Annotated in this window: 15 protein-coding genes and 1 pseudogene; all 16 read left to right on the top strand. The window is 51.0% G+C overall.

Annotated elements, in window-relative coordinates; translation table 11 throughout:
• The first annotated feature begins 10 nt into the window (after positions 1-10).
• The 16 genes and pseudogenes from AC6ESP_RS20450 to AC6ESP_RS20375 all read left to right on the top strand — a co-directional run bounded on the left by AC6ESP_RS20450 (position 11) and on the right by AC6ESP_RS20375 (position 12,391).
• Complete coding sequence (locus AC6ESP_RS20450) at positions 11-445, top strand: cupin domain-containing protein (protein WP_497098593.1); 435 nt, start codon at positions 11-13, stop codon at positions 443-445.
• A gap of 57 nt (positions 446-502) precedes the next feature.
• Positions 503-1,711, top strand: coding sequence for an amidase (locus AC6ESP_RS20445; RefSeq protein ID WP_497098592.1), 1,209 nt, complete (start codon positions 503-505; stop codon positions 1,709-1,711).
• 42 nt (positions 1,712-1,753) lie between these two features.
• Positions 1,754-2,563, top strand: a complete 810-nt coding sequence (locus AC6ESP_RS20440) for a creatininase family protein (RefSeq protein ID WP_497098591.1) — start codon at positions 1,754-1,756, stop codon at positions 2,561-2,563.
• 14 nt (positions 2,564-2,577) lie between these two features.
• On the top strand, positions 2,578-3,435 hold the full coding sequence (locus AC6ESP_RS20435; RefSeq protein ID WP_497098590.1) for a fumarylacetoacetate hydrolase family protein: 858 nt from the start codon (positions 2,578-2,580) through the stop codon (positions 3,433-3,435).
• A gap of 39 nt (positions 3,436-3,474) precedes the next feature.
• The gene (locus AC6ESP_RS20430; RefSeq protein WP_497098589.1) at positions 3,475-4,824 is read left to right on the top strand and encodes an amidohydrolase family protein; all 1,350 of its coding nucleotides are present in this window, start codon (positions 3,475-3,477) and stop codon (positions 4,822-4,824) included.
• A gap of 72 nt (positions 4,825-4,896) precedes the next feature.
• On the top strand, positions 4,897-5,685 hold the full coding sequence (locus AC6ESP_RS20425; protein WP_497098588.1) for a DeoR/GlpR family DNA-binding transcription regulator: 789 nt from the start codon (positions 4,897-4,899) through the stop codon (positions 5,683-5,685).
• A gap of 113 nt (positions 5,686-5,798) precedes the next feature.
• Positions 5,799-6,023, top strand: a complete 225-nt coding sequence (locus AC6ESP_RS20420; RefSeq protein ID WP_497098587.1) for a hypothetical protein — start codon at positions 5,799-5,801, stop codon at positions 6,021-6,023.
• Positions 5,986-6,348: a hypothetical protein gene (locus tag AC6ESP_RS20415; RefSeq protein WP_497098586.1), complete on the top strand. Its 363-nt coding sequence runs from the start codon at positions 5,986-5,988 to the stop codon at positions 6,346-6,348. The genes AC6ESP_RS20420 and AC6ESP_RS20415 overlap by 38 nt, the downstream gene beginning before the upstream one ends.
• A gap of 143 nt (positions 6,349-6,491) precedes the next feature.
• Positions 6,492-6,788, top strand: a complete 297-nt coding sequence (locus tag AC6ESP_RS20410) for a hypothetical protein (RefSeq protein ID WP_497098585.1) — start codon at positions 6,492-6,494, stop codon at positions 6,786-6,788.
• 362 nt (positions 6,789-7,150) lie between these two features.
• Positions 7,151-7,393: pseudogene (locus tag AC6ESP_RS20405) on the top strand (hypothetical protein); the annotation flags it as partial.
• Between the two features lie 208 nt (positions 7,394-7,601).
• The gene (locus tag AC6ESP_RS20400; protein ID WP_497098584.1) at positions 7,602-8,483 is read left to right on the top strand and encodes an ROK family protein; all 882 of its coding nucleotides are present in this window, start codon (positions 7,602-7,604) and stop codon (positions 8,481-8,483) included.
• A 162-nt stretch (positions 8,484-8,645) separates the two neighbouring features.
• Positions 8,646-8,966, top strand: coding sequence for a cupin domain-containing protein (locus tag AC6ESP_RS20395; RefSeq protein WP_497098583.1), 321 nt, complete (start codon positions 8,646-8,648; stop codon positions 8,964-8,966).
• A 262-nt stretch (positions 8,967-9,228) separates the two neighbouring features.
• Positions 9,229-9,936: a metal ABC transporter ATP-binding protein gene (locus AC6ESP_RS20390; RefSeq protein ID WP_497098582.1), complete on the top strand. Its 708-nt coding sequence runs from the start codon at positions 9,229-9,231 to the stop codon at positions 9,934-9,936.
• Complete coding sequence (locus tag AC6ESP_RS20385; protein ID WP_497098581.1) at positions 9,882-10,808, top strand: metal ABC transporter permease; 927 nt, start codon at positions 9,882-9,884, stop codon at positions 10,806-10,808. Before AC6ESP_RS20390 ends, AC6ESP_RS20385 begins: the two co-directional genes overlap by 55 nt.
• Positions 10,792-11,856 (top strand): metal ABC transporter substrate-binding protein, encoded by a 1,065-nt coding sequence (locus tag AC6ESP_RS20380; RefSeq protein WP_497098580.1) that lies wholly within the window; start codon positions 10,792-10,794, stop codon positions 11,854-11,856. The genes AC6ESP_RS20385 and AC6ESP_RS20380 overlap by 17 nt, the downstream gene beginning before the upstream one ends.
• Positions 11,857-11,968: 112 nt before the next feature.
• Positions 11,969-12,391, top strand: coding sequence for a Fur family transcriptional regulator (locus tag AC6ESP_RS20375; RefSeq protein ID WP_497098579.1), 423 nt, complete (start codon positions 11,969-11,971; stop codon positions 12,389-12,391).
• The last annotated feature ends 385 nt before the right edge of the window (positions 12,392-12,776 follow it).

Below are 12,776 nucleotides of genomic sequence, written 5' to 3'. Positions count from 1 at the left end.
GAAGATGAATATGAGCTTAGAATATAACAAAACGGTTGTCGGACATTTCGAGGATTGCCCGGTGTACAAAATTTCCCCGCAAGATTCGAATAAATTCGTGCTGCTGTGTGATCGTGAACAGGTTCCGTTTGTCTCGGTTGTCGAGATTTTTGATGTGGATGGCCAAACGCCGCCGAACGAGCATGCCGAAGCGTTTGAATATTTTTATGTGCTTGCTGGCGAGGGCAAAGCGCTCGTAGGCGAAACGGAGGTCGATATTCGTACAGGCTCTTTCTTCGTCGTACCTCCTGGCAACAATCATCAGGTTAAAAATACTGGCACAGCCCGCCTGTATGTGCTGACAACGATGATTCCAGACGAGAAATTTTCTGATTTGATCAAAAACGGTCCGTCGGCAAGCCTTGATGAAGAGGATTTGGCTATTCTGAGAGGGATTTCCAAGTAAATACAAATGCTGCAGGCATCGCAAGGAAAGCCTTATGGAGCGGGATGGAGGTAATCAATGAAAGACGCTTGGAATGCATTCGTTGAGGAAGGTATCGTATTAAACCCGATGGGAGAAGGCCACTTGAGCGGTTTGACGTTCTCGGTCAAGGACGTATTCGCCATTAAAGGGTACGCCAATACGGCAGGCAATCCAGACTGGCGTCGTACGCACGGCCTCTCGGAGGTTACGGCCTCTTCCATCGGCAAGCTGCTTGCCAGCGGCGCACGTATGGCAGGCACGACCCATACGGACGAGCTGATGTACAGCTTGAACGGCGAAAATATGCATTTCGGCACGCCGGTTAACCCGGCCGCGCCGGATCGGATACCGGGCGGTTCGTCGAGCGGCTCTGCGGTTGCCGTAGCAGCTGGCTTATCGGACTTCGCGCTCGGTACCGATACAGGAGGCTCGGTTCGCGTTCCTTCCGCTTACTGCGGCCTATTCGGCATCCGCCCGACGCATGAATATGTAGCGATAGACGGCGTCATCCCGCTGGCGCCAAGCTTTGACACGGTCGGCTGGATGGCAAGAAATACAACAACATTATTGGAAGTAGGCAAGGCGCTGCTTGGCGAGCTTGACGAGCTTGACGAGGAGTCCCCGGCATTCAGCCGCATTTTATTCGCGGAGGATGCTTGGGCAATGGCAGAACCGGCATGCCGGGAAGCGCTGGAGCGGTTTGCAAAGCCGCTTGAGCAGGCGGCAGGCCATGTGGACAAAATAACGGTTTCACCGGAGGGGCTGAAGGAATGGCTTCAAGCGTTCCGGACGGCGCAAGGGCTTGATATTTGGCGGACGCACGGGGAATGGATTGAACGCGAGAAGCCTGTGTTCGAAGAAAGCATCGGCGAACGGTTTGCATGGGCAAGCACACTGAACGAAGCGGAGAGCGAGCCGTTGCTGAAGCTGTGGAAAGAGGCGCGCGCAAGGCTGCGCGGGCTGCTTGGCGAAGACGGCCTGCTCGTGATCCCGACAATTCCGGGCACGGCGCCGGAGCGCGGCATCAGCGGCGAGGCGAATGAGCTGCGGCGCGTTCGTACGATGCAGCTGAGCTGCATCGCGAGCCTCTCCGGCTTGCCGCAGGTAACGATTCCGGCAGGCACGGTAGACGGCGCACCGATCGGCTTGTCGATCATTGCCGGAGCGAAGCAGGATTTAAAGCTGCTTAAATGGATAGACGGTCAAATTACGAAGCTGCAAGCAGAGGCGGCAGACGCGATATAGCGTCTGCGGCGCAATGCTCATGATAATAGGGGGATACGTGATATGTTTACTAGATATGAAGGCAAGGCTTGGGAGCAGCGCTTCTTGCCGCGTCTGACCCGTAAGCAAGTGAAGGAGCTTCGGAAGGAGGATGCGCTTGTTATATTGAGCATCGGCGCCATTGAGCAGCATGGTGATCATATGCCGATTATGACGGATGCGCTCATAGGTGAAGCGACACTGACGCAGGCCATGGAGCATGTCGATCCGAATGCGAATATTTGGATGCTGCCTCCGATTTCGTACGGCAAGAGCAATGAGCATATCGGTATTCCGGGAACGATCTCGCTGTCGGCGGAGACGCTGATGGGCATTGTGAAGGACATTGCAAGCAGTCTTCATGTGAGCGGCTTCCGCCGATTGCTTCTGTTCAACACGCATGGTGGGAACAAGGATTTGCTGAATGTGGCGGCACGGGAAATTCGGATTTCTACCGGACTGATGGTATTCCAGCTAGCACCGAGCAGTCTGGACACCGCATCGGATATTATCCCGGCGGATGAGCTCGAATACGGCATCCATGGAGGCGACTATGAAACGTCGATTCTGCTGGCGGTGAAGCCGGATTGGGTGGAGATGCAATATGCAGTGCGTGAAATGCCGGATATGAGCCGCTTCGAGTTTCTGACCTTGGAAAGCAAAATCCGATTCGCTTGGAAAATGGACGATATTTCTACGAGCGGCATTATGGGCGATGCCACGGTTGCGACAGCCGAGAAAGGCCGCCTTATTCAGGAGCGCAACGCGGAAATATTGGCGAAGGCATTTCTGGAGATCAGCCGTTTCGAAATTGAGCAATTTATTCAACGATAGGGAGTGGCTGAACGATGAAGCTTGCAACCGTTACTTATAAAGGGATCGAGCAAGCCTGCATTTCGATGGAAGCGGGACTGGTCTCTATTGCGGCGATCAACGAAGCGGAGCAGGCAGGCTGGAGCACGGATGTGTTTGGGCTGCTTCAGTCGGGCGGGCTTGACAGCCTGACGGCATGGTATAACGATGGTGGGCAAGCTAAGCTGGCTTCGCTCGAAGTGATCCCGGCGGGCGAAGCGGAAGCGGCGCCGCTTTACCGTCATCCCCGTAAAATTTGGGGCATCGGCATGAACTATGTAAAAGACCCGGCCGAGCTGAAGGACATTCCGGCGGATGCCGAGCCAGTCAGCTTTATGAAGCCGGACACGACGCTGATCGGGCCAGATGACGCCATCGTGCTTCCGCCGCAATCGGAGCAGGTGACGGCCGAGGCCGAGCTTGTGATCGTTATCGGCAAAACATGCAAAAATATTACCGAAGCGGAAGCGCCGGGCGTCGTCGCAGGTTTTGCGTTATCACTCGACGTGACGGCGGCCGACATTCATGGGAAGAATCAGCGTTTCCTGACGCGTGCGAAAAGCTTCGATACGTTCTTTGGCTTCGGCTCTGAGCTGATTACACCAGATGTCGTTGACGATGTGCGGGCTCTACAGGTCGAAACGCATCATAATGGCAAGCTTGAGCATCGCAATCTCATTAGCAACATGCGGTTCCAGCCGTGGTACGTGGTTGCGTTCCATTCGCAGGTGATGACACTGCTTCCGGGCGATGTGATCTTGACTGGTACGCCGGGCGCTGTCGTCATTCGCGGAGGCGACACTGTAGAATGCCGAATCGAAGGGTTTACGCCCCTCGTCAACAAGGTGGAATAGAGTTCGCAACTCAAGATAGAACAGAAGCAGGTGAGGTCAATGGATAACAGCTTGACGATTGTGAATGCAAGGCTGCCGCTCACGGACGGCGATGCGCTGTATACGCTGACGGTTCAAGGTGGAAAATGGGAGGACGTGCAGCCGCAGGAAGGCTGGCTCGACAAGGAAGGCTATCATTCCTTCGACGAGCCTGGAGCAATCGGTGGGCTACGCTGCCTCGACGCGGAAGGGAAGCTCGTTCTGCCTGGCTTTGTCGATGTGCATATGCATATGGACAAAGCTTTTTCGCTGCCTCAGGTTGGCAATGAATCAGGTACGCTTATGGAGGCGATTATCAACTATTCGCAGCTCGCCCCTTCTTTTACGAAACAGGAGCTGATGGATCGAATGCTTCGCACCGGGCTGCAGGCGGCGGCCTTCGGTACATCGGCCATTCGAACGCATCTGGATTTCAATACGCAGGCAGGCGCGTCCGTCGCGCTGCAAACGGTGGAGGCCGCGCTGGAAGTGAAGCAGAAGCTAGCTCCTTACGTGCAGCTTCAACTGTTCCCGATGCTCAGCTACCGGAATGAATCGGCAGCGGACCTTGTGCTGATGAAGGAAGCGCTTGCTATGGGCGTGGACGGCATCGGCGGTGCGCCGCATTTAGCCGATCATCCTGAAGCAGGCATCGACACAATCTTCGCGCTGGCCGAGCAATTCGGCTGCCCGATCGATCTGCATGCCGATGAGACGGACAATCCCGATAAACAGACAGCGGCTTATATTGCGGAGAAGACGATTGAATACGGCTTTCAGGGCCGGGTGACAGTCGATCATATTTGCTCGCTCGCCTCTATGGAGAATGAAGCTGCTGCGGCTGTTATCAGCCGCATGGCGGAAGCGAAGCTGCATGCGGTTACGCTGCCCGCCGTCAATTTGTATTTGCAGGGCCGGGGCGACGAGGTTGCGGTCCGCCGGGGCGTTACGCGCGTCAAGGAGCTTACGGCTGCGGGCATTACGGTGGCAGCGGCTTCGGACAACATTCATGATCCGTTCCATCCGTTCGGCCGTGGAGATCTGCTGCAAATCGCGCTTATTACCGGCTACGCCGCCCATATGGGAGCGCCAGCCGATTTGCGCCAGCTGCTGCGTATGGTGACGGAAATGCCAGCGGCCGTTATGGGCTTGCAGGGTTACGGAATAACATCCGGCAATAAGGCCGACTTCGTCGTAATCGATGCAAGATCACCGGAGGAGCTGTTCACCATGCTGCCGGAGAGGCGATGGATATACCGCGCCGGAGGCTGGCTGAGAGCAGCGGCGCCGCGTACGGAATGGGAGCTTCCGCTGCTGCGCGAACAATGGGAATCGGTGCGGTATGTTGCGTTCGGTACGCATAAAAAATGACAATTGTTTATTTAATTTTGCTATAATTAATGAAAAAACGACCGTTATGATTGCTCGTATCGCGGTGGAAGGATGAATCCGATGCTAATAGGCACACGGCAGCATGAAATTATGAAGATGCTGGAATCACAGCGGCAGGTTACTATTATTGAACTGGCGGATAAATTCAACGTATCGCAAATGACGATACGCCGTGATTTGGATTTGCTGCACTCCGAGGGCAAGATACAGCGGTCGCACGGCGGGGCAGTGAAAATTAAACGGTTCATGGGCTCCAAGTACGATCAGCGCGCAAGCGAGAATCAGACCGAGAAGCTGTATATCGCGAAGGAAGCTGCAAAGCATATTCAGGACGGCATGAGCATTATTCTGGATGCGGGAACGACGGTTGCGACGATGGTGGACGAGCTGGAGCAGTTCAAAAACTTGAAGATTATTACACGGGATTTGCATACGGCGCTGCTGCTATCGAATGAGGAGCGTTTCGGAAGCTTTGATGTGTATTGCACGGGGGGAAGGCTGAGCAAGTGGGCTTACAGTCTGGATGGCATTTACGCGGAGAAAATGCTCAGTTCGATTACGGTAGATGCCGCATTTATGACCTGTGAAGCGGTCTCGCATGCCAAAGGCGCGATGGCGTGGTCGCCGAATCTTGTCGGCGCGAGGCAGATGGCGATGAATGCGGCTGGAAAAAGCATCTTGCTGGCCGACTCCACCAAATTCAGCTATACGTCGCTCGCCGTGTTTGCGAGCATTGATGATTTCGATGAAATTATTACCGATTACCGGCTGGATGAGTGCGAAGCTGAAATCTATCGGGAAAATGGTGTGTCGTTAAGCATTGCAGCAGCCGGCGTTTAGAGCCGTTTGCTGCGCATACCTTGAGAAGCTCGGGGGCTGCTGCTTACGTTTTTTTTGCCGTTCTCTCCCTCATTGTAAAGTGAATAATTCTCAAGCTCCAAGACTAATTGTGTTTGAGGACTGACTGTATCGTTGTAAGATTGAATGGGGAACGTCTTACTCACGAGGTTAATGGACACTATGTCGTGATCGATCGGGAATGGCAGCATGGTGATACGCTTGCGGTAACGCTCCCGATGCAGGTGTTCTACTCATCTGCCGTACAATCAACATGCGGTTGGATTCCAATACGGACCGGTTGTGCTGAGCGCAGCACTTGGTACCGAGGATCTGACTAAGGCTCAGACGGGGGTACTCGTACAAGTGCCGACACGTCGAATGCTTGTTAAGGATTTCATTATCACGTCAGGCATGAGCGTGGATGAATGGCTCGCAGGTATTGAGCAGCATGTGGTTAGGGAAGGCGGCGAGCTGGCGTTCAAGCTGAGGAATACGGATGAAGATGAACGGCTTGTTTTTACCCGACATTATCAACAGCATCATGAGAGATACGGGATCTATTTGAGCGGCAACGCAGCTTCATTACGAAGCACTATCCGATTCCAGGTGAGTTCGTCAGCGGAAAGAAGCAGATCGAATTCAAGTTCGTGCCGGAGGGTGTAGTGAATGGGATCTATGGTGTGCTGCGTACGATGAGAACGCTGGAATAGCAGAAAACCGTCAGGGACGCACTATGCATCCCTGACGGTTTTTCATATGCTCAGCTAGTCGTTTATAATGGAGTTTAACTTCGAGGGAGGTTAGGTATGAACATTTATAACGTACAGAGCTATTCTAATTTCAGTATTTGTGGGACTGATCTTATTCTTCAGGACTCTCAATTATTCAAGCTCGAAGTTATCCAGGATGGCTCAGGCGAACCGATGCCCATTCGAGGCATTATGCGCCATTACCTAAGTGATAACCGTACAGACTCATTCATGTTTGAAGAATCCAATGTGGTGAATTTGAGCAGTGTTGGCGGGAAGGCCACGTTATTTTATAACATATGGAAGAGGACTGCAGCTTCGTTTGGTTCCATAAGCTTAATTGTGAAACATTAGAAAGCACCTGAGCAGCTAGAATGGCGCTCGACGAATTCGAAGAGAAATTCCCTTATCCATCTCCTGTTCATGCAGCCCAGCTCATGAGGATCTATGGAATAGGTCATCGTTATGCGATAGTTCTCCATTATGAGGGGGGAGAGTTACAAACCATTATGGAGGCTGTATGACTCGAATCTTGATGAGTGGATAGACATTCCGAATGATCCCCTGCTAGTTAGCTATGAACGGATATCGATATGGGGAAAAGGGGATTTATCTTATATTGTAATAAACACCGGACAAGTCAACTCATCTGAAAAACAGTATTACTGGAGTCATGATAAGCGTGATGATCTCTATAACGAGCATCTCATGCTCTAAAGAAGCTTGTGGAAGCAGGGGTCCGAGTTACGGTTAATACGGATGATCCAGAGCTGCTAAATATTAATCCGAATGAGGAGTGGGCTAAGGTTACGGCTCATTGCGGCTGGTCAGAAGAGGATGCCATCTCTGTTGCAGGACATGCCATTGATGCTGCTTTCTGTGAGGAGGACGGGAAGCGGGAACTGCGCGAGCAACTGGATCGTTACAGAAAAGAAGGCTCAAGCACAGGCCGGCCATAGATCTTGGTGTTCCTTTTCTGTTTCTGAGCAAGAAAGCTAACAGAATTAAAAAGATTAGTTCTATGTATGGAGCAGCAGAAAATGATAGGATAGGATAGGAATTGGATGAGGAAAGTGGTTAATTAGCTATCAACGAGATACGAATGCAGATATGGTGCTTCTATAGAGAGAGTGGCGTCATATCCTAATCGGACGGAGGAAATAAGAAATGCGCATTGGAGCTATTGAAGCAGGCGGAACGAAATTCGTGTGCGGGTACGGTAATGAGCAGGGGATCATCGAGGATCGGGTGAGCTTTCCTACAGAAAAGCCTGAAGTGACTCTAGCGAATGTAATGGAGTATTTTCGTGACAAAGAGGTAGATGCAATCGGCGTTGGTACCTTCGGCCCGATTAATATCGATCCTTCCAGTCCTCAATATGGTCATGTAACGACAACGCCGAAGCCGGGTTGGAGCGGCTATGATTTTCTCGGTACGCTGAGGAAGGAATTCAATGTTCCTTACGGCTGGGATACCGATGTGAATGCAGCAGCTCTTGGCGAAGCGGTCTGGGGAGCAGCTCAAGGATTAGATAGCTGTGTCTATTATACGATAGGTACAGGGGTAGGCGTTGGCGTCTATTCCGAAGGGAAGCTGATTCATGGACTTGTTCATCCTGAGGGTGGTCATATATTGACACGTCGTCATCCAGAGGATACCTATGAGGGGTTCTGCCCCTATCATGGTGATTGCTTGGAGGGAATGGCTGCGGGTCCAGCACTTGAGAAGCGTTGGGGTGTAAAAGGGAGCGAGCTCTCGCCAGAGCATCCGGCTTGGCAAATGGAAGCCTTCTATATCGGACAGGCTCTTGCTGGAACTATTTTGCTGCTTTCCCCTAAGAAGATTATTCTGGGTGGCGGTGTAATGCACCAAAAGCAACTATTTCCTCTCATCCGCGCTGAAGTGCGCAAGAACTTGAATGGGTATATCCAACACGAGATGCTTCTTCAGAACTTGGATGAATTTATTGTACCGCCAGGTCTTGGTGATAATGCAGGTCTCTCGGGTTCACTTGCGCTTGGACTTGAAGCTTGGAAGAGCAGCAAGTAGATTAGACACACAGAGCAACCATCCCAGGGAATACGGGATGGTTGCTCCTGTCTATTCCCACTCTCCTGGCATAGAACTATGGTTCATAGTAGATTTCACCGCCTACCTTAAACACGCTTGTACGATCCTAGACAATTCCATACATGAGAGGCAGAACGAACAATGAGCAATCTGGGAATTTGGGAGAATGCAGAGCCCGGTGTGAAACGTTGTATTCTGAATGCGGGTAAGGGACTTATGATGATGGAGGTGCATTTCGAGGCTGGTGCCGAGGGGTACGAGCATAGTCATCCACATGAGCAAATGAGCTATTGCTTGTCAGGCCGCATTGCCTTCCGGATCAATGGAACCGAGTCTATTATTGGAGCGGGACAGACTATTTATATTCCTTCTCACGCGAAGCATGGAGTGACCGCACTTGAACCGTCTGCGCTGCTGGATACGTTCTCGCCTGTGCGTGAGGATTTATTGAAGAGACAATGAGCAGAGAGAGCAGATGGCGCATATGCCCTCTGCTTTTTTGATTAGGTAAGGTTGACGTGGGGAAATGATCTTGATATACTCACTAAAGCGTAATGATTACTATTAAAGTGCTGCGGAATACAAAGAGAAGCTTGATCTGGCAGATGTGAATGTGCTGCCATGGCTATATTATCCTTTTTTCTCTAACTACTAATCGTAATAATTACAATATATCTGCAAGTCAATCATATAGATTATACATACAGCGAGAGGGGGAGGAGCTATGCGTTTACTTGCAATGAAGGATGTTACCTTCGGCTATAGCGATGTGCCTTGCCTTGAAGGGGCAAGTATAGATATTCAATCTGGCGAGTTCGTAGCGGTAACAGGGCCTAATGGTGCTTCCAAAACAACACTGTTGAAGCTCGGGCTTGGTCTGCTGAAGCCATGGAGTGGAGATATACAGCTGGCTAAGCGCAATGCTGCAGGCAAGAAGCTGGCCATAGGATATGTTCCGCAGCAGATTGCTTCGTTCAATAGTGGCTTCCCCAGCACGGTAATGGAATTCGTCCGATCTGGTACATATGCGAGCGGCTCCTGGCTGCGCCGTCTTCAGGCTGAGGATCATGCTGTCACAGAAGAAGCGATTAGGCAGGTAGGCATGTGGGAGCTGCGGGGCAGGCGGATCGGAGAGCTGTCTGGTGGGCAGAAGCAGCGGATTTGTATGGCCCGGGCATTGGCTCAGCGGCCGGATATGCTCATCATGGATGAGCCTACTACCGGGATGGATCAAGCAAGCCGACTCGGATTCCACGAGCTGATGGATCATCATGTGAAGGCGCATGGACGGACGATCGTTATGGTTACTCATAATCTGCCTGAGGTCAGCCCCTATACAGATCGCATAATTGAGCTGGAGCGGAAGGAGGAAGGAGGATGGAAATGCTGCACTACGATTTCATGCAGCGGGCATTTTACGCCGGTGGGATAATCGCTCTGGTTGCGTCTGTCCTCGGTGTCTATCTGATGCTCCGGCGTCAGGCGCTGATGGCCGATATGCTCTCGCATGTATCACTCGCTGGAGTAGCTGCTGGAGCTTATCTTCATATGAATCCGACGATGACCGGATTTGTTGTCGCTATTATCGGCGCTGTCATTGTGGAGTACGTTAGACGAGCATACAAAACCTATAGTGAGATATCGATTGCCATTATTATGATTGGCGGCTTGTCGAGTGCAGTGGTCCTAATGAACTTGAATCAAGGGATTAGCAAAAGCTTCTCCTCCTACTTATTCGGCTCTGTTGTTGCTGTTAATCAAGAGGAATTGCTGCTTATGATAGGCACAGCCATTGTGGGCGCTCTATTCTTCATTGTGTTCCGCAGGCCGCTATACCAAATGACCTTCGATGAGGAGACAGCTGCAACAAACGGCATTCCAGTAGACTGGCTATCACTAGCCTTTAGTGTAATTACGGGAATGATCGTAGCCGCAGCTATGCCCATTGTCGGTGTACTGCTTGTATCTGCTCTTATTGTGCTGCCTGCCGCACTTGCCATCCGAATAGCGCCAAGCTTCACGGCAGCTCTGGTCATCGCGATGGGAATTGGATTAGTGGGCGTATTTACTGGCTTAACGGCTTCGTATGAGCTAAGTACACCGCCAGGAGGCTCGATAGCGTTAACGCTGCTGCTTATGCTTGTGACGGGAATACTGGTGAAGAAACTATGGATCAAAGCGAATCAGCTCGCAGGAAGAAAGACACGCACAGCAGGCAGAGAAGGGAATACACGATTTCCCCGTATGTCTGAGCAATCATCTATTCATCATTCAGGAGGTACAGAGAATGAAAGTATGGTCTAGTAAAATGATAGCGGTCTTCGCAGCAGCAGCACTGATATTGGCTGGCTGTGGAAGCAATAATAACGGGGCAGCGGTTGATCAGGCTGCGAATAGCAGCAATGCACCTGAGTCAGCGAATACGGCTGAGGCTAAGCTGCAGGTAGTGACGACATTTTATCCCATGTATGAATTCACTAAGCAGGTTGCTGGAGAGCACGCTGATGTCGTTATGCTGGTGCCAGGAGGCGTAGAGCCTCATGATTGGGAGCCATCTGCCAAAGATATGGCTGCAATTCAAGAAGCCGATGTGTTCGTCTACAACGGTATTGTCGAGGAGTGGGTGGACTCAGCTCTGTCGAGTGCTCCGAGTGATCAGCGGATCGATGTAGAAGCAAGCCACGGCATCGAGCTTATGGAAGGTGAAGAGCATAGCCATGGTACCACTGAGGCTGAGCATGACCATGATGCTGATGCTGAAGCTGAGCATGCGGCTGAGGAGGAAGAGGAGGGGCACTCCCATGAGGCAGAAGAGGAGCATGAGCATACGCTTGATCCGCATGTCTGGTTGAGTCCTGTCTTGGCTCAGCAAGAAGTCGCAGCGATTCAGGAAGCGCTGATTAAGGCTGATCCTGCCCATGAAGCGGAATATAAGGCTAATGCAGATGCCTATATAGCGAAGCTTCAAGAGCTGGATACGGCATTCCAAGCTGGACTTGAGGGTGCGGCAAGAACAGAATTTGTAACGCAGCATGCTGCGTTCGGTTATTTGGCACAGCAATACGGACTGACTCAAGTACCGATCTCGGGGCTATCCCCTGATCAAGAGCCTTCCCCAGAGCAGATGGCAGCCGTTGTCGAGCTGGCCAAGGAGCATAATATCCGCACTATTTTCTTCGAGACGCTTGTCGAGCCGAAGATTGCTCAGACGATCGCTGATGAGATTGGTGCGCAGACAGCTGTCCTTAATCCATTAGAGGGGCTTACGCAAGAAGAGACAGCTAACAACCTCGACTACATTGGGGTAATGAACAATAATTTGGAAGCTCTAATTAAAGCGTTGAACGAATAGGCCATACCAAGCTGTTGATCTGCTCTACAGGTCTGCAGCTTTGCCCTATTGTCTTGACTTCCTATGCTCATTTGGTTCACAATATAAGCAAACCGCATGGAAGGGGATTGTCATGTCGGAGCGCAGCACGATTCAACAAATGGTTGATACAATGGCTAGGAACGGCTGGAGAATTACAGATCAGCGACGTACGCTGGCTGAAATATTCGTTACGAATGATCAGCATCTCTCTCCTAAGGATGTCTATGACCTAATGAAGGTCAAGTATTCAGGAGTTAGTCTAGATACAGTCTATCGCAATCTACGCATGTTGAGCGAGATGGGTGTCTTGGAGCAGTTCTACTTAATGGACGGCGGGTTGAAGTTCAAGGCGAGCTGTATGACCCACCATCATCACCATATGATTTGCACGAATTGTGAGAAGACGACTACATTTGATTTTTGTCCGATGGAGTCCATTAATTTGCCAGACAACTTCAAGATTGGCGGACATCGATTCGAGGTGTACGGCATCTGCGAGGATTGTCAGCACTAACAACTTCATAGGGATGAGAAAGGGGATGTATTAAAAGGTCAGGTATGACCGTTTAATACATCCCTTTCTTTAATTCAATTATCTACCAATTACAACATCATCCATTAAAGATATGAGGTCAAGCCCTATCTCCTTAACCTCACCTCACAATGGAATCCCCATAGTCCCCAGCAACACAAACCCCACCCATTACGAGGCCACTGAAAAAGTCCCCTTGAGGCAAGAAAGGTACATTCACTCATAAAATGAGGAGGATGTACCTTTTTTTTTGTATAATTAAAGCATTACAAGGGAGCAGGTGAGCTAATGATTCAAATGCAGCAAACAATGGTCGTAAGTCCATATCTTGAACTCTACAACTTGGTTATTCCTAAGGACAATATGC

It is taken from the genome of Paenibacillus xinjiangensis (genome assembly GCF_059686975.1).
This window is presented reverse-complemented; position numbering and strand designations above follow the sequence as displayed.